The sequence below is a fragment of the Exiguobacterium sp. U13-1 genome, assembly GCF_001750115.1.
GTDB classification, from domain to species: Bacteria; Bacillota; Bacilli; order Exiguobacteriales; family Exiguobacteriaceae; genus Exiguobacterium_A; species Exiguobacterium_A acetylicum.
Map to the genome: position 1 here is coordinate 98,335 of NZ_CP015731.1, position 23,938 is coordinate 122,272.

Consider the following 23,938-nt stretch of genomic DNA (forward strand, 5'->3'; position numbering starts at 1 on the left):
GATTTCGCTCCAGTTCTGTCATCTCTCACCAATTCGTCATCGACTACATCGCAAAAACGACTGGATCACCTGATAACAGTGTGTCCAGTCGTTGTTTTCCGCTTACAAATACCCGTTCTTCCGGTCGTGGAATTCTTGAGCAATCGCCCCGCGCGTCCGTTCATCCGCAAGGACACGAAGTGCTGTCCGAGCGAGGATTTTTGCCCCCGTGATTAATGCTTCATCTCCTGCTTCTGAACGTGCCGCTTCTTTGAACGCTTCCGTATGGGCGACGAGATCATCTGGTCCAATCTTGATATACGGATGGATTGTCGGGATGACTTGACTGATGTTACCGGCATCCGTCGAGCCAAGACCCGGGCGTTCGTCCAAGTGAACGATTTCGCCGAGCGCCTCTGCTTCTTCTTGGAACAGACGGTCGAACGCCCGGTTGAAGACGAGGTTATCGACTTCATTTTGGAAAGCGATGACGTCAAGCGTCGCCCCGGTCGCGAGTGCCGCGCCTTCAGCAACGGCTTTGACTTTTTCCGTGACGGCATTCAGTCGTTCCCGTGTCGTCGCCCGGATGAAGAAACGTGCTTTTGCGTATTCCGGGATGATGTTCGGTGCATCGCCACCATGCGTGATGATTCCGTGGATCCGGACATCGTCCGGTAACTGCTGACGTAAGGCATTGATGCCGTTGAAGAGTTGGATGACCGCGTCGAGAGCATTGATGCCTTCTTCCGGTGACGCCGCAGCATGCGCCGGACGACCAGTAAAGGCAAAGTCGAGCGGATCGACTGCAAGCGAAGAACCCGTGATCCGTGTTTGTCCGGACGGATGGACCATTAAGGCTGCATCGATTCCTTCCAGCAACTGATGTTTGACGAAACTACCTTTCGCACTACCGTTCGGTCCACCTTCTTCGGCCGGTGTTCCCAGCACGACGACACTTCCACCGACTTCATCGAGCACTTTACTAAGTGCGATCGCTGCCGCAACACTCGTCGTACCGATGATATTATGACCGCATGCGTGCCCGATGCCTGGCAACGCATCGTATTCTGCCAGAAAGGCAATCGTCGCGCCTGATCGGTCGCTCGACTTCTTCGCGAAAAATGCTGTATCGTGCCCCGCGACACCAAGTTCTACCGTAAATCCTTCAGCCGTCAGACGTTCCGCATGGAGCCGCGAAGCAAAGAATTCCTCGTTCCCGATTTCCGGTGTCGCATGAATCCGGTGACTCGTCTCAAGATACGATTCTCGTTTTTGTTCGATGTCTTGTTCAATCGTCTCTACCCATGTCGTGCGTACTGGTGTCGTCATATAGTCCACTCTCCTTTTGAATTTATTCGCCGATGTCGCTTAGTGGAACGAACGTCGGGATCGTACTACCTTTGTATTCTTTTTTGATGAAAGCCGCGACATCTTTTTGTTGGTAAAGCGACGCGATTTTTTTCAATTCTTTTTTGTTTTTGTCTTCCGTCCGTGTTGCGATGATATTGATGTATGGTTTTGCTGTCTCGTTCTCATGGACGATCGAGTCCTTGATTGGATTGAAGCCAGCATCAACGGCAATGCCATTGTTGATGATCGATGCCGCGACGTCCGGTAAGACGCGCGGTGTTTGCCCAGCGACGATCGGAACGATTTTCAGTTTCTTCGGATTCTCGACGATCTTATCGACTGAACCGTTACCGTCGAAGTCGTCCGGTAACTTGATCAGACCGGCTTCTTGTAGTAACAAGAGGGCGCGCCCCATGTTCGTCGCTTCGTTCGGAACGGCGATTTTTCCGCCGACCGGAATGTCTTTGACATCCTTGTATTTATCCGAGTAGATCCCCATCGGTGCAATGACGGTCGTCGCGATCGGTGACAGCTTCAACTTGTGTTCCTTCTTGAAGGCGTTGAAGTAGGAAATCGTCTGGAAGGCATTGGCGTCGATCTCACCCTCAGCCAGTGCCATGTTCGGCTGGACATAATCGGAGAACTTGACGAGCTCGATTTTGATGCCCTCCTTTTCTGCTTTTTTCGCGACATAGTCCCAAACTTGTGTGTCTGAACCGCTGACACCGAGTTTGATCGTCTTTTCGTCTTCTCCTGATGCTGCGCACCCGGCAAATAAAATCGTCGTTAGTGTTGCTCCAATTGCTACTGCTTTTTTCATGGCTGAATCGCTCCCTTGATTAATGTCTTCTGATTTTTCGTGCGACGATATTGCCTGTCGTCTGTAAGCCTTGAACTAAGATGACGAGAATCCCGACCGTGATGATCATGACTTTCGTGTCGAATCGTTGATAACCATAGGTGATCGCTAAGTCACCGAGACCACCGCCTCCAATCGCACCTGCCATCGCTGACGCCCCGATCAAGCCAATCGTCGCGATCGTTAAGTTCAGGATCAGTGAACCGAGTGCTTCCGGTAGGAGGAAGCGGAAAATCGTTTGAAACGGTGTCGCACCCATCGCTTCTGCTGCTTCCAGAACACCTTTATCGACTTCGAGTAACGAGCTCTCGATCAGACGCGCCATGTACGGTGCGGCGTAAAAGACGAGCGGGACGATGGCGGCTTCGGTTCCGATCGATGTCTGGACGATCAAGCGCGTCAACGGGATGATCGCGACGAGTAAGATGATGAACGGAATCGAACGGAAAATATTGACGATACTGTTGAAGAACGTGAACAGCGGGACATTTTCAAGCAATGCTCCTTTTCGCGTGACGACAAGTAGGATACCGAGTGGTAAGCCAATCAAAGTCGAGAATAAGAGTGAGACGGATACCATCGTCATCGTCTGCAAAAATGCCGTCCAAATATCACTGTAATTAACTAGCATGGGCAAGCACCTCCTCGACTGTCACCTGTGCCTGATCGATATAGTGTAACGCTCGTTTTACTTCAGCCGGCTCACCGATCAACTCGACGAGTAAGGTGCCAAACGGCGTATCCTGCAACTCTGTGATGCTCCCGTGCAAGATGTTGACATCGACGTCAAAGCGTTTCGCGACTTGCGATAAGAGCGGCTGCCCCGTGTGATGTCCGAGAAAATGAATCTTATAGATTGGATGTGCATTTCGCGACTCGATCAACTGACGAATCGATGCTGGAATTTCGTCATGCATGACGGACCGGACGAAGTTTTTTGCCGTCTCGGTCTGAGGGCTTGAAAAGACGTCGAAGACCGTTCCTGACTCAATCAACTTTCCAGCTTCGATGACGGCGACCCGGTCGCAAATCTCCCGGATGACGCCCATCTCGTGGGTGATCAAGAGAATCGTGATCCCGTACTCCGCATTGATGCGTTTTAATAACTGGAGAATATGATGCGTCGTCTGGGGATCAAGTGCTGATGTCGCTTCGTCACATAAGAGGACGGAAGGTTGCGTCGCCAGTGCCCGGGCGATGCCAACACGCTGTTTCTGTCCACCGGACAATTGATCTGGATAATGATCCGCCTTGTCCGCGAGATCAACGAATTCGAGCAACTCCGTCACTCGGCGGCGAATCTCATCTTTCTTGACGCCTGCGAGAACGAGTGGCTTTGCGACATTCGTAAATACTGTGTTCGCATTCAATAGATTGAAGTGCTGAAAGATCATTCCAATCCGTTGTTTTGCTTGGCGTAATTTTTTCGGAGACAGTTGCGTTAAATCTTCCCCATCGACCGTCACCGTTCCTGATGTTGGTCGTTCTAACAGATTGACACAGCGGAGCAGTGAACTTTTTCCGGCACCGCTAAAGCCGATGACACCAAAGATTTCGCCTTTTTCGATCGTCAGGTCGACACCGTCGAGCGCTGCGATCGTCTGATCCTTCGTGACGTACGTTTTTTTGACTTGATGAAATGCGATCATTCCGTTTTCCCCCTTCATTCAACAAAAAAGGTCCCTTCTTGAGAAACAAGAAGAGACCTGGATCCGCACAGTGGCAGAATCCACTCCACTCATCTCTCAGACATCTGTCTGATGGAATTGGCACAGTGCTCATAATGAGTCTGTTGCCGAGGTTTCGTAGGGCCAGTCCCTCCACCTCTCTGGATAAGTATTGCGGTATGAAATTCGTATGTGTGGTGTTGCGTTGTTGCTTATGTCGTAAAACTAATTTTTACATTACGGGTCGAACCTTTAAAAGTCAACCAACTTTGCAAAAATAATCCATTTGACGCATATCGATTGATTGACAAGTTATGGATTAGCTTAATGAACGAATCGTGATTCGTCAAGAACGATTTGACAAGTCATTTTTGGTCGTGCTACCATCGTCTCAATGATTAATCCGACAATTCCAATATGATATTTATCAAGAGTGAACGAGAGACCTGGCTCTATGACTTCACGGCAACCTGCAATCTGTAAGGTGCTCCGACCAGCAAAGCGCGGCTTTGGATGATACGGTGAAAAACTCGTGGGCGTCCAAGCAGTGACGTCGACGAGTTTTTTTCATGAATGGAGGAAAAAGAGTAATGATGAACTATCCTGTATTGACTGGTGCTGAAGCGTTTTATTTTCAAGGTGGACCGATTGGTATTCTAATCTGTCATGGTTTTAACGCCACTCCGCAAAGTGTCCGGGACGTCGGTGAGGCATTCGCCGCTGAAGGTTTTACCGTCTATGCCCCGCGCTTACGTGGACATGGAACGAACGTCCGCGAGTTTGAACAATCGACTGCTCGATGTTGGAAGCAAAGCCTGCAAGACGGCTATGAACGTTTACAAGAAACATGCGATCAAGTCTTCGTCATCGGTCAATCGATGGGTGCGACGCTCGCGTTATCGCTCGCCGCTGACGGGATTCCGTTTGCCGGCATCATTACGATCAATGCTGCACTCTCCGTTCCATCCTATGAAGCACTTTCGTTCGAGGACGGTCCACAGTATTTACCGGAAGGAGCACCGGACATCAAACGGTCTGCTTTCGAAATCATCTATGATCTCGTTCCGAGCCGTTGTGCGTTCGAACTCGTCCGTCTGATGGATGAGACGAAAGGACGTCTTGGATCGATCCTTCTTCCGACATTGATTCTTTACTCGGCGACGGATCACGTCGTTCCGCCGTCGAGCTCGGATTATCTACATCAGCATATCGGGACGAATGATAAACGCAGCTACTGTTTACTCAACTCGTATCACGTCGCGACACTCGATCATGATCAGGATTTGATCGTTCGTGAGACAATCCACTTCATCGAACGCTCAAGCCGATTCTCACAGGAAACAGGATAATAAAAAAAACAGCTATTCGTTTCCAAGTAGAAGCGAATAGCTGTGAGATCAAAGGACGACCATCATCGGCTCGTCTTTTTATTTATCTTTCTTGATGCTGCACCGATTGGAGCGGCTTCGGTTTTCCAGGCACCTCATGACAATGGCGGCACCGTGGCTCATACGACTCTGAAGCGCCGACTAGGATGATCGGATCATCGTAGTTCGCTGGTTTTCCATCAATCAACCGTTGTGTCCGGGAAGCCGGATCACCACAGGAAAGACAGATGGCTTGCAGCTTCGTCACGAATTCTGCGCGCGCCAGTAATTCCGGCATCTTGCCGAATGGCTCTGCCCGGAAATCTTGATCAAGGCCTGCACAAATGACGCGTTTTCCGTCTTGTGCGAGTGCTTCGATGACTTGTACGATCTCATCATCAAAGAATTGAACTTCATCGATTCCGACGATTTGTGTTTCCTCCGCTACTGCTGCGTAGAGATCGCGACTCGTCGCCATCGGAATCGCCACGACGGAGTTGCCGATATGAGAGACGACATGCTCTTCATGGTACCGGTCGTCGATTGCCGGCTTGAATACTTGAACGGGCAGTTTGCCGTACTGCGCCCGTCTAACACGACGAATCAACTCTTCCGATTTCCCGGAAAACATACTGCCACAAATTACTTCGATCCAGCCGTACTGATTTATTACATGCATCATCGTCCGACACCGTCCTCTAAAAATAGTCACTTTAACGAGTATAGCCCGAAACGGTATCGAGAAAAAGGGTTGACTTCCGGAAATCAAAATTCATTTTTTCTTTACCTAGAATTTTTGTCCTTTCATTCCAACCGTCCCCTATTTCCTGTACACTGAAGAAGAAGACTCTCACGAAAGAAGGTGTCCCCGATTCATCATCTCTTACATGACATCCTGCACCAATATGGTGCCCTTGGTCTCTCCGTCCTTCTCGCAGGTGGTATCGTGGGATTGCCGGTTCCTGATGAGACCCTACTCGTCCTGTCCGGTTTTTGGATGCATCAAGGCAATCTACCACTCGTCGGTACGATTCTCGCCGCTTACGCCGGTAGTTGCATCGGGATGACGATCAGCTATTTACTCGGATTAAAACTCGGTATGCCACTACTGCATCGTGTCGGACCGAAAATGCGCATCTCAGAAAAACATATTCTTTCCGCTGAAGCCGGATTTCGTCGTTACGGAAAATCGGTCTTGATCATCGGTTACTACATACCCGGTCTCCGCCAACTCTCTGCCTTTTTTGCAGGTGTCTCGAAAATGCCATTTCGCGTGTTTGCAAGTTACGCGTATACAGGTGCGTTGATTTGGATCAGCGTGTTCTTAGGTGCCGGCTACTTCGTCGGTCGTCATCTCTCGTTCCACAAAGTCATGGATTATATCTTGGCACATCCGGAAGTCATGCCGTATTTAACTGGAATCGCCGGTGGAATCGCCTTCTCGTTCGTCTTGAAGACGTATCTCGCTTACCGTTCACAATTCAGTCTATACAAAAACAGCCTGCTTCCGTAATGGAGGCAGGCTGTTTTTTAAGAACCGACAAGTAATTACTTGCGGCCGTATTTTTTGTTGAAGCGATCGACACGACCATCTGCCGCGTTGAACTTTTGACGACCTGTGTAGAATGGGTGCGAGTCTGAAGACACATCCACACGGATGAGTGGGTACTCGTTACCATCTTCCCAAGTGATTGTTTCGTTCGAAGAACGAGTAGAACCGCTTAAGAATTTGTACTCAGTCGTTGAATCCATAAATACTACTTTGTTGTAGTTAGGGTGAATTCCTTGTTTCATGGTTGATTTCTCTCCTTCCGCCCTGGTTCATTTGCTGAGCCAGAGTAAGTTACCTTCCTATACTAAACGATTTTTTTATGCGTCGCAATAGTTATTTTTCGGTCGGTGTTTCCTTCTTGACGGTACGCGGTTTTGCTGGTGCGCGTCGGACCGCCTTCTTCTTTTCTTTCTCGAGTTCAACGAAAAATTCTTCATTGTTTTTCGTGTCACGAATCTTACGCAGGAACGTATCGACGAACTCGTTCGACTCGTTCATCGTCCGGCGAATCGTCCAGAGCGCATCGAGCTGCTCTTTTGGAAGCAACAGTTCTTCCTTCCGCGTACCCGATTTTCGGATGTCAATCGCTGGGAAGATTCGACGCTCTGACAACTTCCGATCAAGATGCAGTTCCATGTTGCCAGTTCCTTTGAATTCTTCATAGATGACGTCATCCATGCGCGATCCCGTCTCGACAAGCGCCGTCGCAAGAATCGTCAAACTACCACCGTGCTCGATGTTTCGCGCCGCACCAAAGAACCGTTTTGGTTTATGGAATGCAGCTGGGTCGATCCCGCCTGAGAGCGTTCGTCCGCTTTGCGGCACCGTTAAGTTATAGGCCCGTGTCAGACGCGTGATCGAATCCATCAAGATGACGACATCCTTCTTGTGTTCGACGAGTCGCATCGCCCGCTCGAGGACCAGCTCAGAAATCCGGACATGATTGTCTGGTGTTTCGTCAAACGTCGAACTGACGACATCTGCTCCTGGAACCGAACGCTCGATGTCCGTGACTTCCTCAGGTCGCTCATCAATCAAGAGAATAATCAGTTCGACATCCGGATGATTCTCTTGAATCGAGTTCGCGATTTCTTTGAGGAGTGATGTCTTCCCTGCTTTTGGTGGTGCGACGATCAAACCACGTTGACCAAATCCAACCGGTGCGATCATATCCATGACACGAACGGATAGATGGCGTGGCTCTGTCTCTAGACGCATCAAACGATCCGGATAAATCGGTGTCAATGCCGGGAAGAATAGACGATTACGGGCTGTATCCGGTGCTTCACCGTTAACGGCTTCCACGCTAAGTAATCCTTGGAACCGTTCGTTTTCCTTCGGTGGACGGACTTTACCTGTGACGACATCACCATTACGTAGATTAAAGCGTCGGATTTGAGATGCTGCGATATAAATATCTTCAGAGGATTGGGAATAATTGATAGGACGAAGGAAGCCAAAGCCACCATCGTTTTGCATTTGTGGATTGCCAGGGATGACTTCGAGTACCCCTTCGAGGAAATAAAGACCAGTCGATTCAGCCTGTGCTTTTAGAATCTTGAACATCAACTCGCGTTTACGAGCTTCCCGGTATTGTGGGACATTTTTTGTCTTTGCGATTTCATAGAGTTCTTTTAATGTCAGTTGACTCAATTGAGCCAGTGTATAGGAACGTTCTGGTTTATCTTTTTTATCAGTTGTTGGCATGTTCTTCACCTATTCTTTATAAATTCAACTGCATTCAGCATACTTCCATACATACAGCAGGAGGTATGTAATTTTATTCGTGAACTAAAGGTATCATATTTTTTTGATTCGTCGTCAACAATCCTTTGCGTTTCTTACTTTGTAATATTCAAAGATATTATTTCAGTTATGTTACAAAAACATCTGTTTTGTCTTCTAACTGAAAAAACGTTTTCAAGTGTGCTCGTGCTAAGATATTCCTGCAGACAAAATTCTTACACAGTTGTAAGGTAGACTGCTTAATCACACACTTAATGATTTCATCATATAACTTACGGACGCAACACACTACATTAAACGGAGGAATTCTTAACATGAAACGTTTTCTAGCATCGATCGCGACAGCAGCCTTAGTGGTTTCAGGTTTTACATCAGTGGGTACAGGTAAAGTTGAAGCAGCGACAGTCACGAAAGTCAAGATCACGGACAACGGTCTTCGTGTTCGGACAGCACCTTCTACGAAAGCAAGCATCGTCGGGAAAGTCAACGCTGGTCAAGTCTTTACATACAAAGGCAAATCAGGCAGCTGGACAAAAATCTCATACGGCGGTAAAACACGCTATGTCTACTCACAATACACAAAGACATACAAATCATCTTCAAGCGCTAAAAAATCAACAAGCTCTTCTTCAAAACGGACGAAAATCCTGAACGAAGCAGCTAAGCACAAAGGAACTCCATATGTATGGGGTGGAACGACAACTCGTGGATTCGACTGCTCTGGTTTCACAAGCTATGTTTACAAGAAAGCAGCAGGCAAAACATTACCACGTACGTCTTCTTCACAATATTCTTCTTCTAAGAAAGTCAGCGTTTCAAGCGTACAACCAGGAGATCTTGTCTTCTTCTCACACGGTAGCGGCATTCAACACGTCGGGATCGCAACGAGCAAGTCAAGCATGGTTAACTCAGAAACAGGTGGCGTTAAATACTCAAGCTTCAAATCAGGGTACTGGGGTTCACGCCTTGTCGGCGCTGGATCTTACCTATAATTCATCATCTCAAAGCGGTTGAGCATTGGCTCGATCGCTTTTTTTCATCTCATTCATAAGGAGGAAACAAGATGCATGTCTTAATCACAGGTGCTTCAAGAGGTCTTGGTCGCGAATTCGCTTATCTCCACGCAATGCAAGGGGATCACGTCCTGCTCGTCGGACGCGATGCGACAGCTCTATTCGAAACGAAGTTCCATGTCGAGCGACTCGGTGGAACGGCAACCGTCTTTCCGTATGACTTAACGAAGCGGACGCATCGACTGGCACTGTTTCGGGCAACGGAACAGATTCCGGTCGACTGTGTCATCAACAACGCCGGGATTGGTGTCTTCGGTTCTTTCCTTGAGACCTCGTTTGAAGACGAGTCTCGGATGATTGCCTTGAACATCGAAGCATTAACACACGTAACGAAGGTCTATGCCTCTCGCATGAAAGAACAGGGAATCAAAGGACGGATCGTCCATCTCGCGTCAACGGCTGCATTTGAAGGTGGTCCATGGCTGAGTGTCTACTACGCGACGAAAGCCTATGTCCTTCACTTCTCGGAAGGATTAACGGAAGAGCTTGCAGCAGACGGGATTCAAGTCAGCGTCGTCTGTCCGGGCGCGACACATACCGGTTTCGAATCAGCAGCAACCCTTGAACAATCTCGGCTGTTCCTGCGAACGGGTGTCATGGATGCTCCGACGGTTGCGCGTATCGCCTACCGCGGCTATATGAAGGGGAAAACGTTCATCGTTCCTGGCTTCGGGAATGCCTGGTATATCTTTTCGACACGTTTTCTACCGCGTCGGTACGTCACCCGACAAGCAGGAGAAGTCCAGCGCCCGCGGTAATCTTCAAATGACGATTCATTTACCAGTCAATGTTCAAATCCTCACTTTCCTGTAAAAGTTGAAGACGAACGTCTTGATTCCCTGAAACATAGCAAAAAAGAGTTGGCGTTTTGGATTATCTCCGGAACGCCAACTCTTTTTATGTGTGGATCCAGACGTTCTCTTTGGGGAGTCGGTCTGTTTTACTTAATGACAAGCTTCGGTTTCTTCTTGAACGAGTGGATACCCTCGACAAAGCGAACCGTTCCAGATTTCGCGCGCATGACAACAGAGTGTGTCTGACCGCCTTGTGCCGTGAACTGAACACCTTTCATCAATTCACTGTCCGTGACGCCTGTCGCAGCAAAGATACAGTCATCTCCGGCAACGAGGTCGTCCATCATGAGGATCTTCGATGGATCTTCAATGCCCATCTTCTTGCACCGCTCGACTTCTGCCTCGTCTGCTGGTAACAAGCGTCCTTGGAGCTCACCACCGAGACATTTCAAGGCAACGGCAGCAAGAACGCCTTCCGGTGCACCACCTGAACCGAGTAAGATATCGATCCCTGTGTGCGGGAATGCCGTATTGATCGCAGCAGCGACGTCACCGTCACCAATCAAGCGAATCCGCGCCCCTGTTGCCCGAATTCGTTGAATGATCTCTTCATGGCGTTCACGATCAAGGATCGAGACGACGACGTCTTCGATTTCTTTGTTTTTCGCCTTCGCGACTGCCGCGATGTTTTCTTCGATCGTCGCATCCAGACTGATGTGTCCTGCCGCTTCCGGACCGACTGCGATCTTATCCATGTACATATCCGGTGCGTGAAGCAAATCGCCTGCATCCGCGACAGCGAGGACAGCAAGTGCGCCCCATGTTCCTTTTGCGACGATGTTCGTTCCTTCAAGCGGATCGACAGCGACGTCGAGTCGTGGTCCATACCCATTTCCTAGCTTTTCTCCAATGTAAAGCATCGGTGCTTCATCCATCTCGCCTTCCCCGATGACGACGGTTCCTTTCATCGGAATCGTATCGAAGACGTCACGCATTGCGCTTGTTGCCGCGTCATCCGCTTCATTCTTCAATCCTTTTCCCATCCAACGCGCAGAGGCAAGCGCTGCTGCCTCCGTGACGCGTACAAGTTCCATTGATAGACTTCTCTCCATGTGTATGTCCCCTCTCCCTTGTTACAAATCGGTCAAATCGTTTCACGCCATACGAGGGCGCCTAGTTCCTTCAACTTCTGATCAAATCGTTCGTAACTCTGGTCAAGCACTTCTGCGTGGTGCAACGTCGTCTCCCCTGAAGCGAGAAGTCCCGCCAAGACAAGTGCTGCGCCACCGCGTGGGTCCGGTGCCTCGATTTCCGTACCAAGTAAGGTTTCTCCACCACGAATGATGATTGAGGCGTCTTCATGCGTGATCCGAGCGTTCAAGCGCCGTAGCTCCTGTACATGTCGGAAACGTTGCGGATACAATTTATCGACGACGATACTCGCTCCTTTTGCTTGCAACAATGCTGCCGAGATGACAGGTTGTAGATCGCTTGGGAATCCACCGTAGTGGAAGACACGAATATCGACCGGCTTCGCCTCCTGAAACGTCGCCGTGACGGAATCATCCGTTGCTTCGATCAACGCACCGTACCGCTCGAGTTTTTGGATGACGCTCTCGAGATGAAGCGGAATGACGTTGTCGACGGTGACGCGTCCAAGTGCCGCCCCCATCGTCAAGAATGTCCCTGCTTCCATCCGGTCCGGAATCAAGGTATGCCGGCAACCACTTAGTTGCGATACGCCCTTGATTCGAATCTCGTCCGTTCCTGCCCCTTTGACGCTTGCCCCCATGTTCGTCAACATCGTACTGACGTCTATGACTTCTGGGTCATAGGCAGCATTTTCGATGACAGTGGTTCCTTCAGCGAAGACAGCGACGAGTAACGCACTGATCGTCGCTCCGAAAGACGGGAGATCGAGGTAAATCCGGTTGCCGACGAGACGATCGACGCGCATGTAATGGACGCCTTGCTCGTTACGTACAGAAACACCGAGACGCTCTAGTGCTTTGATGTGTAAATCAATCGGTCGTGGTCCGATGGCATAACCTCCAGGCAGACCGACGACTCCTTGTTTGAATCTGGCTGCCAGAACGCTCATGAGGTAGATCGATCCGCGTAACTTGCGCGTCTCCGCACCCGTCAACGGCATCGATTCGACCCGACTTGGATCAATCGTCACCATATCGCCTTGACGTGTCACGACCGCGCCGAGCGTCTCCAAAATCTCGATCATCGTCGCGACGTCGCCAATCTCCGGCATGCCTTCAAGAACGACCGTCTGATCCGTCAGGAGGGCTGCAGCAAGACACGGGATGGCGCTTTGCTTCGAACCACTGATTGATACGGTTCCTTCTAGGCGTTGTTGCCCTACGATATGCAAAATGTCCACGTTCCATCAACCTTTCTCTTCGCTACGATTATTGCTGCGTTTTTTCCCAGTCTGCGAGGAATTTTTCGATTCCTTGCGTCGTGAGTGGGTGGTGTGTGAGTGACTCGATGACCGAGAATGGAATCGTCGCGATGTCTGCGCCCGCAAGAGCAGCGTTCGTCACGTGTACCGGATTCCGGACCGATGCCGCGATAATTTGTGTCGGAATATCATGGACGACGAAAATTTGAGCAATCGTCTCGACGAGTCCCATTCCATCTTGTCCGATATCGTCTAGACGACCGAGGAATGGTGATACATATGTCGCACCAGCACGTGCTGCGAGTAATGCTTGGTTCGGGTTGAAGATCAATGTGACGTTTGTCGTGATCTTTTCTTTTGAAAGTGCTGCGACCGCTTCGAGTCCGGCCGGAGTCATTGGAACCTTAACCGTAATGTTCGGTGCGATCTGGGCAAGTTCCTTCCCTTCACGAATCATTCCTTCTGCATCAAGCGCGATGACTTCGGCGCTGACAGAGACGTCCCCGACGATTTCACAAATCTCACGAAGTCGTGTATGGAAATCGACGCCTTCCTTAGCGACGAGTGACGGATTCGTCGTGACACCATCTAAAATCCCCATTTTATGTGCTTTCTTGATGTCCTCTACGTTTGCTGTGTCAATGAAAAATCTCATCTTTCTCGTTCCCCTTTCATCCCTTGAAATCGCTTACGACTCTATTATAGGTTTTTTTCACGAGAAGTCCTACTGTTTTCCATTGAATACACGTTCACATGATATGAAAAAAGCACGGTAGACCGAAGTCTACCGCACTTTAAAGAGGAGTCGATTAAGCTTTGTTGCTTGAACCGAACTCACGCATCTTACCGATGACAGTTTGTTTGATTGCTTCACGACCTGGTGCGATGAATACGCGTGGGTCATATGCTTCTGGTTTCTCAGCTAACACTTCACGAACGACTTTCGCGAATGAGATTTGGTTCTCTGTGTTAACGTTGATTTTTGAAGTTCCGAGTGAGATCGCTTTTTCGATATCGTGTGTCGGAATTCCAGTTCCACCGTGAAGAACGAGTGGAAGGTTTGTAGCGTCACGGATTTCTTCCATCTCTTTGAATCCGAGGTTTGGTTCACCTTTGTATGGTCCGTGAACAGAACCGAGTGCAGGAGCAAGCGTGTCGATTCCAGTTTCTTTGACGATGCGTACACACTCGTCAAGTTTCGCGTACATGACATCACCGATGACGTCGTCTTCTTGTCCGCCAACTGTACCAACTTCCGCTTCTACTGAAACGCCTTTAGAATGAGCGTATTCAACGACTGCTTTAGTTGTTTCGATGTTTGTATCGATCGGGCTGTGCGAATCATCGATCATGACAGATGTAAATCCAGCGTCGATCGCTTCTTTACATTTTTCAACGCTCGAACCGTGGTCGAGGTGGATTGCAACTGGAACTGTGATTTTCATGTCGTGTACGAGACCTTCAACCATTTTCACGACAGTGTAGAATCCGCCCATGTGGCGTGCTGCACCTTCAGATACTCCAAGGATGACTGGTGACTGCTCTTCTTGAGCCGCACCGAGAATCGCTTGTGTCCACTCGAGGTTGTTGATGTTGAATTGACCTACTGCATACTTACCTTCGAGAGCTTTGTTTAACATGTCTGTCATAGATACTAATGGCATAATGACATCCTCCTCTGTTTTGATCGCTGTTTACACGAACTCGTGCAATTTCAGACTGATTATAACATACTGATTCATCGGAACGTACAGCATTTCGCTCGGTTTTTTGGTTTGTGACGGCGACGTGAAAGATTAACCGCTTACATCGTGAGAAATTTGCACAGTCACTTCTTTTTTTAATTCAAAGATGTCAAATGGCTTCCCGAAGAAGGCAACGACCCCTAATCGTTTCGCTTCTTCCATCGCTTCTTTTTCACCGAGTGCCGTCATTAGGATCGTCCGGACACGTCGTCCGATTCGGTCCTGATGACGCAAGACCTCAATCCCGGTCCGTCCCGGCATGTTGACATCCATCAACAATAAATCGTATGCCGCTTCTTGTAAGTAGACGATCGCTTCCTCTCCATCGACGGCGACGTTCGTTTCATACCCTTCTGCCCGGAACAATTGTGCAAGTAAGTTCCGGATTCCCGGCTCATCCTCGACGATCAACAATCTGCCTTTCATCTCTGCCACTCCCCCTCTAGTTATTTCCATTCTACACTAAAGCAAAACTTGCTTTATACTGTCCTTGAGAGAAACATAGAAAGGATGAAGAAAAATGATGAAAATCTTAGCTACACAATTCAACGGAAAATTGCAAACGCTCGCAAAACAGGAAGACGAACTATTCGATGTCGTCCGTCTACTCGCACAGGCGCTCGTCGGGGAAGGCACGGTCTACGTCGACGCCTATGGTGAATGTGAAGGACTCTATCCAATGCTCTCAGAAGGACCAGACCAGATGAAACGCGTTACGAAGATCAAGGATCGAAAGACCTTGCACGCTGTCGATCGCGTCTTGATCTTCACGCCGGATACGGAACGCTCGGATCTCCTGGCTTCTCTTGCCCGTTACGACGCATGGCATACACCTTATGCGATCGTCACACTCAGTGACGTGACGGAAACGCTCGAACGTTCGATTGCTCCGCTCGCATTGAAATTCAATAAAGGACTGCTTCCGGCAGAGGACGGTTCACGCCACGGACTGCCGAGTCTTGCCCTTTGCGCGTTTCTCCTGACACATATCTTGACGCAACTACAAGAGATGACGGAAGAGTGGGATTGACGTTTTTCTTCTATAATATAAATATAAAGTTCACTGGATACGTGTCCGTGTCTGACTAAGCTTACGATCTTCATTGAATCAAAGCGAAACCGTCAATGACCGTTATACAAAAAGGAAGCGCTGTTTGCGCTTCCTTTCAGATTGTAGACAAATGAGCTGACTCAAAAAAGAATGACTTGTCTTTTCACGCCCTTTCCTCAGGCGAGACACAAGCCCGTTTCCCCGCTCCATTCGAGCAGGAAAACGGGTCTTGTTTGTCTCTGACAGCGCAAAATTGCGCTTTTTCCTGTAGGAGTTGCGTGTAACGCGTCATTCTTTTTATACCGAAGGATCACAGAAGCGTTTTGTTCACTCGACATCGCTTCCTAGGGAAAAACAAGCAAGAGCGACCCTGCAGCGAAGCGAAGCAGCGCGATACTTGTCCCAGGAAAACGATTCGAAACGAACAAAAAAGCGCAATCCTTCTCGTTAGAGAAAAATTGCACTTTGTCTTCAGTCTCAAAGGAAGCGCCATTCGCGCTTCCTTTTTTTGATCATGCCGAAGCATGTTCTTCTTGTGCTTTTAGTTCTTCACCGTAAGACAGCTGATCCTGCATGCGGACGAACGGTAGATAGATTGCGACCGACATCGCAATCGTCGCCAGCTGGAGCAAGGCACCCTGCCAGCCGCTGATCAAGAAGCCAGAGATGACGGGTGGCGTCGTCCATGGTACTTGAAGCGCATTGAATGGTTCGACCCAACCCCAGAGGATTGAGAAGTAGACCATGAAGGATGCAATCGCTGGTACGATGACGAACGGAACGAACATGATCGGGTTGAAGACGATCGGCATCCCGAAGATGACCGGTTCGTTGATGTTGAACAAACTTGGCGCGAGTGATAGCTTCCCGAGTTGCTTCAAGTGAGCCGATCGGGCAACGATCAATGTCGCGATGATGAAGCCAACCGTGATCCCTGTTCCACCGAGCTTCGTAAAGACATCGAGGAATTGAATCGTAACGATCTTCGCGTTGTCACCGACAACAAGTTCTTTCCCAGAGTCGATGATCGCTTGGTTTTGTAAGGCATTTGCTGTCAGCAACGGTCCCATGATACCCATGATGATTGCTGCACCGTGAATCCCACACCACCACATGACAGACATCAAGATCATGATCAAGACTGCTCCCGCGAGCGTATCCGTCAAGTTCTGAATCGGTGCTTGTAAGACGTCATAGACGACTTCCGTGAACGTCCGGTCAGCGAACGCTTGGAAGACGGCAAACGTGACGACAGACAACGTGATGATCGCAAGTCCCGGAATAAGGGCCGAGAACGAGTTTGAAACGCCCGGTGGTACACCGTCTGGCATCTTGATCCGGATGCCCCGTTTGATGAACTGCGAGTAGATGAAACCAACGACGAGTCCGACGACGATCGAGGCAAGGACCCCTTGTCCGCCCGTCCATACTTTCGGTACGACACCCGTGACGACTTCCCCTGACTTCGACAGGACAGATGATTGTGTGATGATCAAAAAGGCGATGATTCCGAGAATTCCGGCTGGAACCCCTTCGATCTTCTCGTTTTTAACGTACGAATAGGCAATACCGAAGACACCGATCAACGCGAGGATATCAAACGTCGCACCAACGACCTGCGTCAGCGGTAATGTCCAGTCGGCACCGAATAGGCCCGTCATGAACTTCTCCCAGCCTGGGATTGGTAACGCGAGAATCAATAGGAATAACGAGCCGATGATCGTCATCGGCATCGTTAAGATGAAGCCGTCCTTGATCGCAAGGACGGGCTTGGCGTTCGCGAATCGTGCGAAGGCAGGAGTGACTTTTTCAAATACGGTTTCTAATCGGTTCATTCCGACTCCTCCTTATAGTTCAGCAGCACGTGTCGCGATGATTTCCTGATACCAATGGAACGACTGTTTCTTCTTCCGTGCCAGACCATTCGCATGATCGACATAGATGAATCCGTACTGCTTTTTATATCCGTTCAACCAGCTGAGTAGATCGATGACGGACCATGCATAATAACCAGAGACATTGATGCCCTCTTCGACGGCACGCTTAACGGCACGAAGGTGACTTTCGATGTACTCGATTCGTGGTGTATCCATGATTTCTTCGCCGACGATCGGATCCTCGTCACCGAGACCGTTCTCCGTGATGTAGATTTTGATGTCGCCGTATCGTGCTTGGAGCATCCGCATTCCTTCAAGGAAGGCATCCGGCGCGATTTCCCAGCCCCACTTCGTGTAGACTTTATCGTCCATCAAGACTGTCTTATAGACGCCATCAAACGATGGATTCCCCGGACGTCCGGTTGAGTTTTCGCGACCACCTGCCATGACGAGCGCCGAATCATTCTTCATGACACGTTGTGGACAATAGTAGTTCAGTCCGATGAAGTCGTTCAGCGGTGCTGTCCGTTTCAAGAGATCAAGCTCTTCTTCTGTCCATTCTGGCAACAAGCCCTGCTTTTCTAAATCCTTCACGACATATGCTGGGTATTCACCTTTTAAAATCGGATCATAGAACCAGTGTGTCGCGTATTCATTCGCATGGACTTCAGCTTGTTTGTTCTCTGGCGCTTCATCGATGCTGAACGCTGGGTTGAAGACGTGCGTGATGCCGATTTCTCCTTCATATCCCGCTTCCTTGAACGCTTCGACGGCGCGAGCGTGAGCGACGAAAACGTTGTGCGTCGTTTGGAAGTACGCTTTTGCATCGCCTGTGATGCCGGGTGGGTGTGCGCCCGTCAAGTAGCCGAGCGAACAGAAGATGACCGTCTCGTTGAAGGTGATCCAGTTGCGGACACGATCGCCGAACGCTTCGAAACAGGTCTTCGCAAAACGCACGAAGGCATCTGCTGTTTCAGGACTACGCCAGCCACCCTGTTCTTCAAGGACTTGTGGTAAATCCCAGTGATAGAGTGTCACGAACGGGACGATCCCGTGCTTAAGGCACTCATCGATCACGTTGTTATAGAACGCAAGTCCTTTTTCATTCACTTCACCTGTGCCGTTCGGGAAGATGCGTGGCCATGAGATCGAGAAGCGATACGATTCAAGACCCATCTCTGCCATCAGACCGATATCTTCTTTATAACGGTGGTAATGATCGATTGCGACATCCCCGTTCGTCGCTTCAAACGTCTTTCCAGGAATCTTCGAGAAGACATCCCAGTTCGAGACGCCTTTTCCGTCTACGTTCCAAGCACCCTCTACTTGATAAGAAGCAGAAGCAGCGCCGAATAGAAAATCTTTTGGCATTTTCATCGTCTTCACCTCTTATTTGTTTGCGAGTTTGATTGCTTGGTCGAGTACTTTCGTTCCGTTCATCATGCCGTAATCGATCGTGTTGATGACATCGATCGGCACACCTTTTGGTTCACAGATCTGTTTTCCTTTTGCGAGAAGGTATTTCACCTGTGGTCCGAGGAGAGCGACGTCGAGTTCGTTGACGTATGTTTCCATCTCTGATTCCGGGTATGCTGCGATGTCCGCTTCTAAGCCGCGCTCTGAGGCAACCGCTTTCATTTTTTCTACTAACATACTCGTCGACATACCTGCCGCACAAAAGAGTCCGATTTTCATCATTTTTGATCCATTCCCTTCAATTGGTTGATTTCGTTTTGCATGTTCATCATATATCCGAGCATTTCTTTGACGAGGATCGTGTTCATGAGGTGATCCTGCGCGTGTACCATCAGGACGCCGACGGTTGCTGTTTTGCCTTGTGCTTCGAGTGTGACGAACTTCGTTTGAATACTGTGAGCATCCTTGAGTGTCGCGTCACCTTCTGTAACAGCAGCTTGTGCTTCTTCGACTTTGCCTTCTTGCATCAGTAACATTGCTTGGTGGTAGCTTGCTTTGGCGTCGCCTGACAAGGCAATCAATCCAAAAATATCTTCAGGGGTAATTTCAATCGTTTCAGAAGTCATGTTGTCTCTCCTTTTTTGTATGGATAACTTAAATTCATAGGTACAAATTATACAGTTCGATAATAGCATGCGCTTTCATAACGTGTAAACCCTTTCTTTTTAAAAATTTGAAATAAAAAAACACACGAATTTTCTTCGTGTGTTTCCTTCTTATTTAATATTCGAGACCTTCAGCATCTTCACGTGGCGAAAATGATGCGTCGCTCGCGAGACGTCGAAGATTTTTCCATTCGTCAAATAGACTGTATTGTCGACGAGTAAGGATGGATCGTTCTCTTTTAATCCAAGCAACTCGGCGTCATTGCTATTCAAGTAATCCGCATAGATGACGCGATCCGCAAATCCAATCGACAGATTTTGATCGTTGCGTAAATACGTATAGATCGATTTTTGAACGATGTTCTCATCGAGATACATGACGAGATTTTTCCGGAAATAGGACGCTTCGATCGAAAACGGATGATCATCGACGAGACGTAGTCGTTTGACGTAATAGACCGGTGTACCGACCGGACATTTCATGCGTTCCGCGACTTCTTCGTCTGCTTTCGTCTGTTCGAAGGCAAGGACGCGTGTCTCGACCTTCCGTCCACTGAAGTCACTCGTCAATCCTTGTAGTTTTTCAAGATTGACGTAATCACTCTTATAATGATCGCGGACGAAGACGCCGCTCCCTTGTACTTGGTAAACGTACCCTTTATTGACGAGAATCTCAATCGCCTTCCGGATCGTGTTCCGGCTGACATCGAATTTTTGGGCGTATTCGTCTTCCGTCAACAGTTTATTCGTATGTTGATAGACGTGCTCATTGATCTCGATCTCGATTTGTTCAGCGACATGTTTATACTTCGGAATCAATGATATTCCCCCCTCTATCTAAAATTTGTAGGAATGAATCCGCTACCATTATAGCAGATATGGTTTTTTTCGATAGGGATAAATGAAAATAAACCCGTCTCCTTGAAGAAGACAGGTTTATTGGAACACGACTTATTCACCAAGTGAAGCTTGGATGAAGTCATGGAAGAGTGCTTGTGGACGTTCTGGACGCGAGATCAATTCTGGGTGGAACTGACATGCGACGAACCATTTGTGTTCTGGAATTTCGATGATCTCAACGAGACGACCGTCTGGGCTCGTACCTGAGAAGACCATGCCGTTCGCTTCGAACTGCTCACGGAACTCGTTACCGAACTCATAACGGTGACGGTGACGTTCGTAGACGAGCTCGCTTGAGTACGCGGCACGTGCTTTCGTTCCATCTTCGAGTTTACATGGGTAAAGTCCGAGACGGAGCGTACCACCGAGATCCTCGATGTCTTTTTGTTCCGGCAACAAGTCGATGATCGGGTATGGTGTCGCTGGATCGATTTCCGCTGAATGTGCGCCCTCAAGGTTGAGGACGTTACGAGCGAATTCGACTGTCGCGAGTTGCATTCCGAGACAGATACCGAAGAACGGTACGTTGTTTTCACGTGCGAAACGTGTCGCTTCGATTTTCCCTTCGATGCCGCGTTCGCCGAATCCACCAGGAACGAGGATGCCGTCTGCTGAACCAAGCAATTCGTTGACGTTTTCACGCGTCACGTCTTCTGCGTTGATCCAGTCGATTTCGATGTCACTGTTGAAGGCGAATCCAGCGTGTTTCAATGCTTCTGCGACCGAGATGTACGCATCACGCAATTCGACGTATTTCCCGACGAGTGCGATCTTCGTCGTCTTCTCGAGGTGCGTCACTGTGTGGACGAGTTGTTTCCAAGCCGTCATATCAGCAACTGGTGTATCGAACTTGAAGTAGTCACAGACGAGTTGGTCCATGCCTTGACGTTGCAAGTTGAGTGGTACTTCATAGAGTGTCGATGCATCTTGTGCTTCGATGACTGCTTCCGGACGTGTATCACAGAAGAGGGCGATTTTATCTTTCATCTCTTGTGGGACTGGGTGCTCCGCACGTAAGACGATGATGTCTGGCTGGATACCGTAGCTACGGAGTTCTTTGACACTGTGTTGTGTCGGTTTCGTCTTGAGCTCACCTGCTGCTGCAAGATACGGAACGAGCGTACAGTGGACGTACATGACGTTTTCTTTCCCGATATCGTTTTTCACCTGACGAATGGCTTCGATGAACGGAAGCGATTCGATATCCCCTACTGTTCCACCAATCTCCGTGATGACGACGTCAGCGCCCGTTTCTTTTCCAGCACGGAAGACGCGATCCTTGATTTCGTTCGTGATGTGCGGAATGACTTGGACTGTTCCACCGTTGTAGTCGCCACGGCGTTCCTTCTTGAGGATCGTCGAGTAGATACGACCAGACGTGACGTTCGCGTTCTGGCTCAAGTTGATGTCGATGAAACGCTCGTAGTGACCAAGGTCAAGGTCCGTCTCAGCGCCATCATCCGTGACGAATACTTCCCCGTGTTGATACGGGCTCATCGTACCCGGGTCGATGTTGATGTACGGGTCGAATTTTTGGATCGTGACGTTGAGGCCACGGTTTTTCAAGAGACGAGCGAGCGATGCAGCGGTGATCCCTTTACCGAGTGACGATACGACGCCACCTGTTACGAAAATATACTTTGTCATGTTAAATCTTGCTCCCTTCCCTAATTCACATCTCAACAATACAGAGGTGGTAAAAACAAAAAAGCAAAAGTGCCCCCATTGGAATAGGAGACACTTTTGCTGAAATAAGCACGTTGCTTAAAGAAGCCCATGACTAACTTACGTCATTCGGAAAACTTCGTCAAGCCTAATTTTTCAAAGAAAAATTTCCGTGCTCGTTCGTCAGCCGTCAACGAAAAAACTGCCATTTCTATAGGGAAATAGCAGCTGTACAGTTGTGGTTGATCGTGCTTAGACTTCTTCTTCTTCTTCAAAGTCTTCTAAGTCTTCTTCGTCGAGATCGTCATCGAGATCATCGATGGCTGCGACTTTTTTGAACGTATCGTCGTCTTCGCTGTCGTCAGCTGAATCATAGTCCGCTGTCTTCGCGAATGTATCGAGATCGTCTTCGATCGTCTCGAACTCATCTTCTTCTGCATCATAGTTGAACTCTTCTTCAAACTCATCGAGTTCTCCACGTTGACGCGCTTCGATGACGAGATCCTCATCCGACTTATCGAACGGATACCAAGCGCGGAGTGACCAACGGTTCGCTCCGACGTTGACGAAGTTTCCGTCGATGTTCATGTCTGTATAGAGTTGAGCAAGTTTCTCGAACTTGTCTTCTTCATCTGTAAACGTATGGTACTTTTCGATTTCTGACGTGATGTCATCGAACGTGATTGGCTGTTCGCCAGCTTCTTGCAACATTTCGTTGACGAATTCGATCAGCGAAAGATTAGTAATCTCTTCTTTACTTAAACGGCTGAGGCTCATTGTGACGGCCACTTCCTTTCATTTGCGTTCAATCCATTACTTCTCATTATACGCAAAATGGCTTTTAAAAATCCAGTCTCTATTTAAAAAAAGCTCGAATTGATTCTCGATTCGTGTTTTTCCCACTCCTGAAAAAGGAATATCCAAGGGAGAAGAAGGAGGAATGACAGATGGAGATGACAATCGAACGGGTCAACGATTTTGATGACTTCAACTGGTTACCAATCTTATCAAAGAGTACACAGGAAGGCTATCCCTTCATCGAACGGATGCTACGTGAACGCCGAAATGAAACGTATCGAGAAGACGGAGAAGCAATGTTCGTCGTTTTGTCGCTTTCCGGTCACGTCATTGCGTGCGGAGGTTATATGAAACAAACCGACGCGATCGACGTCGGTCGGATTCGTCATGTCTATGTCTTGCCAGAAATGCGACATCACGGTGTCGGTACGCAACTGCTTGAGAAAATCATACCGGAAGCGCTGTTGACGTATTCCGAGCTCTGGCTCTATACGAATGATGCCAGTACGTTTTATGAACGATTCGGTTTTGAGCCGTATACGGCAACCAAAGTGACACATCGACTTTTAAAGCATGCATTCGTCCAACCTTAAGTGTCTTGGATTGACATATCGAGAATCATCGATTAGTTTAAGCGTATGACAAATCAAGTGGATCTATTCAAGGCATTATCGAACGAGGTACGTCTTGATATCTTACGCTGGCTCAAGGATCCCGAGACTCATTTCAATAAGCCGACGGCCCATCTCGCGACGAATCTGTCGGACAAGGGAGGCATTTGCGTCGGAGATATCCAAGAGAAGGCGAACTTATCTCAATCGACCGTCTCCCAATATCTTGCGATGTTGCAAAAAGTCGGATTGCTCGAATCCGAACGTCACGGCAAATGGACGTATTACCGGCGAAATGAAGAAAAAATCCAGGAGCTCGCAGCGTACCTCAAAGGAGAACTTTGATCCGTTCTCCTCGTCTTACATATCGACATTTCTCGATATTTAGATTCGTGAAAGGATGAATTCTG

The 23,938-nt window shown here is 48.7% G+C and carries 26 protein-coding genes and 2 riboswitches; of the genes, 7 read left to right on the forward strand and 19 right to left on the reverse strand.

Annotated elements, in window-relative coordinates:
• Positions 1-102: 102 nt before the first annotated feature.
• Genes ESP131_RS00475 through ESP131_RS00490 form a run of 4 tightly spaced genes read right to left on the reverse strand, consistent with a single transcriptional unit; the run spans position 103 to position 3,837 of the window.
• Positions 103-1,308: a M20 family metallopeptidase gene (locus tag ESP131_RS00475; RefSeq protein ID WP_047394456.1), complete on the reverse strand. Its 1,206-nt coding sequence runs from the start codon at positions 1,306-1,308 to the stop codon at positions 103-105.
• 22 nt (positions 1,309-1,330) lie between these two features.
• A complete protein-coding gene (locus tag ESP131_RS00480) occupies positions 1,331-2,149 on the reverse strand; it encodes a MetQ/NlpA family ABC transporter substrate-binding protein (RefSeq protein ID WP_069940047.1) in 819 nt (272 codons plus the stop codon).
• 19 nt (positions 2,150-2,168) lie between these two features.
• Positions 2,169-2,819, reverse strand: a complete 651-nt coding sequence (locus tag ESP131_RS00485; RefSeq protein ID WP_029342774.1) for a methionine ABC transporter permease — start codon at positions 2,817-2,819, stop codon at positions 2,169-2,171.
• The gene (locus tag ESP131_RS00490; protein WP_069940048.1) at positions 2,809-3,837 is read right to left on the reverse strand and encodes a methionine ABC transporter ATP-binding protein; all 1,029 of its coding nucleotides are present in this window, start codon (positions 3,835-3,837) and stop codon (positions 2,809-2,811) included. The genes ESP131_RS00485 and ESP131_RS00490 overlap by 11 nt, the downstream gene beginning before the upstream one ends.
• A gap of 86 nt (positions 3,838-3,923) precedes the next feature.
• Positions 3,924-4,027: riboswitch (SAM riboswitch) on the reverse strand.
• Positions 4,028-4,276: 249 nt separating this feature from the next.
• Positions 4,277-4,378: riboswitch (SAM riboswitch) on the forward strand.
• A gap of 67 nt (positions 4,379-4,445) precedes the next feature.
• On the opposite strand from ESP131_RS00490, the gene ESP131_RS00495 reads away from it, so the two are divergent.
• A complete protein-coding gene (locus ESP131_RS00495) occupies positions 4,446-5,204 on the forward strand; it encodes an alpha/beta hydrolase (RefSeq protein WP_069940049.1) in 759 nt (252 codons plus the stop codon).
• Positions 5,205-5,286: 82 nt separating this feature from the next.
• On the opposite strand, the gene ESP131_RS00500 is transcribed toward ESP131_RS00495, so the two are convergent.
• Positions 5,287-5,901 carry a thymidine kinase gene (locus tag ESP131_RS00500; RefSeq protein WP_069941005.1) on the reverse strand — a complete coding sequence of 205 codons (615 nt, stop codon included), beginning with the start codon at positions 5,899-5,901 and terminating at the stop codon, positions 5,287-5,289.
• Positions 5,902-6,084: 183 nt separating this feature from the next.
• On the opposite strand from ESP131_RS00500, the gene ESP131_RS00505 reads away from it, so the two are divergent.
• Positions 6,085-6,735: a DedA family protein gene (locus ESP131_RS00505; protein ID WP_029342778.1), complete on the forward strand. Its 651-nt coding sequence runs from the start codon at positions 6,085-6,087 to the stop codon at positions 6,733-6,735.
• A 35-nt stretch (positions 6,736-6,770) separates the two neighbouring features.
• Here the strand turns inward: ESP131_RS00505 and ESP131_RS00510 are convergent, their stop codons facing one another.
• Together ESP131_RS00510 and rho are read right to left on the reverse strand one after the other, a co-directional pair.
• Positions 6,771-7,016 (reverse strand): type B 50S ribosomal protein L31, encoded by a 246-nt coding sequence (locus tag ESP131_RS00510; protein ID WP_023469546.1) that lies wholly within the window; start codon positions 7,014-7,016, stop codon positions 6,771-6,773.
• Between the two features lie 91 nt (positions 7,017-7,107).
• Positions 7,108-8,481 (reverse strand): transcription termination factor Rho, encoded by a 1,374-nt coding sequence (gene rho, locus ESP131_RS00515; RefSeq protein WP_029342779.1) that lies wholly within the window; start codon positions 8,479-8,481, stop codon positions 7,108-7,110.
• Positions 8,482-8,834: 353 nt separating this feature from the next.
• On the opposite strand from rho, the gene ESP131_RS00520 reads away from it, so the two are divergent.
• A complete protein-coding gene (locus ESP131_RS00520; protein ID WP_047394443.1) occupies positions 8,835-9,512 on the forward strand; it encodes a C40 family peptidase in 678 nt (225 codons plus the stop codon).
• Between the two features lie 71 nt (positions 9,513-9,583).
• Positions 9,584-10,351, forward strand: coding sequence for an SDR family NAD(P)-dependent oxidoreductase (locus tag ESP131_RS00525; protein ID WP_069940050.1), 768 nt, complete (start codon positions 9,584-9,586; stop codon positions 10,349-10,351).
• Between the two features lie 182 nt (positions 10,352-10,533).
• On the opposite strand, the gene glpX is transcribed toward ESP131_RS00525, so the two are convergent.
• From glpX to ESP131_RS00550, 5 genes are all read right to left on the reverse strand, one after another.
• Complete coding sequence (glpX, locus tag ESP131_RS00530; protein ID WP_029342782.1) at positions 10,534-11,499, reverse strand: class II fructose-bisphosphatase; 966 nt, start codon at positions 11,497-11,499, stop codon at positions 10,534-10,536.
• Positions 11,500-11,531: 32 nt separating this feature from the next.
• Positions 11,532-12,779 carry a UDP-N-acetylglucosamine 1-carboxyvinyltransferase gene (gene murA, locus ESP131_RS00535; protein WP_029342783.1) on the reverse strand — a complete coding sequence of 416 codons (1,248 nt, stop codon included), beginning with the start codon at positions 12,777-12,779 and terminating at the stop codon, positions 11,532-11,534.
• Positions 12,780-12,807: 28 nt separating this feature from the next.
• A complete protein-coding gene (gene fsa / locus ESP131_RS00540; RefSeq protein WP_023469552.1) occupies positions 12,808-13,455 on the reverse strand; it encodes a fructose-6-phosphate aldolase in 648 nt (215 codons plus the stop codon).
• A 154-nt stretch (positions 13,456-13,609) separates the two neighbouring features.
• Positions 13,610-14,464 carry a class II fructose-1,6-bisphosphate aldolase gene (fba, locus tag ESP131_RS00545; RefSeq protein WP_023469553.1) on the reverse strand — a complete coding sequence of 285 codons (855 nt, stop codon included), beginning with the start codon at positions 14,462-14,464 and terminating at the stop codon, positions 13,610-13,612.
• Between the two features lie 132 nt (positions 14,465-14,596).
• The gene (locus ESP131_RS00550; protein ID WP_069940051.1) at positions 14,597-14,971 is read right to left on the reverse strand and encodes a response regulator; all 375 of its coding nucleotides are present in this window, start codon (positions 14,969-14,971) and stop codon (positions 14,597-14,599) included.
• 94 nt (positions 14,972-15,065) lie between these two features.
• Between ESP131_RS00550 and ESP131_RS00555 the strand changes: the two genes are divergently transcribed.
• The gene (locus ESP131_RS00555; RefSeq protein ID WP_035395788.1) at positions 15,066-15,575 is read left to right on the forward strand and encodes a DUF2529 family protein; all 510 of its coding nucleotides are present in this window, start codon (positions 15,066-15,068) and stop codon (positions 15,573-15,575) included.
• Between the two features lie 533 nt (positions 15,576-16,108).
• On the opposite strand, the gene ESP131_RS00560 is transcribed toward ESP131_RS00555, so the two are convergent.
• From ESP131_RS00560 to rpoE, 7 genes are all read right to left on the reverse strand, one after another.
• Positions 16,109-17,431: a PTS sugar transporter subunit IIC gene (locus tag ESP131_RS00560; RefSeq protein ID WP_023469556.1), complete on the reverse strand. Its 1,323-nt coding sequence runs from the start codon at positions 17,429-17,431 to the stop codon at positions 16,109-16,111.
• A 12-nt stretch (positions 17,432-17,443) separates the two neighbouring features.
• Entirely contained in the window at positions 17,444-18,850 is a 1,407-nt protein-coding gene (locus tag ESP131_RS00565) for a GH1 family beta-glucosidase (RefSeq protein ID WP_069940052.1), read from the reverse strand.
• A gap of 12 nt (positions 18,851-18,862) precedes the next feature.
• On the reverse strand, positions 18,863-19,171 hold the full coding sequence (locus tag ESP131_RS00570) for a PTS sugar transporter subunit IIB (RefSeq protein ID WP_023469558.1): 309 nt from the start codon (positions 19,169-19,171) through the stop codon (positions 18,863-18,865).
• Positions 19,168-19,515 carry a PTS lactose/cellobiose transporter subunit IIA gene (locus tag ESP131_RS00575; RefSeq protein WP_029342789.1) on the reverse strand — a complete coding sequence of 116 codons (348 nt, stop codon included), beginning with the start codon at positions 19,513-19,515 and terminating at the stop codon, positions 19,168-19,170. The genes ESP131_RS00570 and ESP131_RS00575 overlap by 4 nt, the downstream gene beginning before the upstream one ends.
• A 150-nt stretch (positions 19,516-19,665) precedes the next feature.
• A complete protein-coding gene (locus tag ESP131_RS00580; protein ID WP_069940053.1) occupies positions 19,666-20,373 on the reverse strand; it encodes a GntR family transcriptional regulator in 708 nt (235 codons plus the stop codon).
• Between the two features lie 132 nt (positions 20,374-20,505).
• Entirely contained in the window at positions 20,506-22,101 is a 1,596-nt protein-coding gene (locus ESP131_RS00585; RefSeq protein WP_047394418.1) for a CTP synthase, read from the reverse strand.
• A gap of 270 nt (positions 22,102-22,371) precedes the next feature.
• Complete coding sequence (gene rpoE / locus ESP131_RS00590) at positions 22,372-22,896, reverse strand: DNA-directed RNA polymerase subunit delta (protein WP_069940054.1); 525 nt, start codon at positions 22,894-22,896, stop codon at positions 22,372-22,374.
• Between the two features lie 170 nt (positions 22,897-23,066).
• Between rpoE and ESP131_RS00595 the strand changes: the two genes are divergently transcribed.
• Both ESP131_RS00595 and ESP131_RS00600 read left to right on the forward strand, forming a co-directional pair.
• Positions 23,067-23,510 carry a GNAT family N-acetyltransferase gene (locus ESP131_RS00595; RefSeq protein ID WP_047394413.1) on the forward strand — a complete coding sequence of 148 codons (444 nt, stop codon included), beginning with the start codon at positions 23,067-23,069 and terminating at the stop codon, positions 23,508-23,510.
• Between the two features lie 45 nt (positions 23,511-23,555).
• Complete coding sequence (locus ESP131_RS00600; protein WP_023469564.1) at positions 23,556-23,873, forward strand: ArsR/SmtB family transcription factor; 318 nt, start codon at positions 23,556-23,558, stop codon at positions 23,871-23,873.
• Positions 23,874-23,938 lie beyond the last annotated feature (65 nt).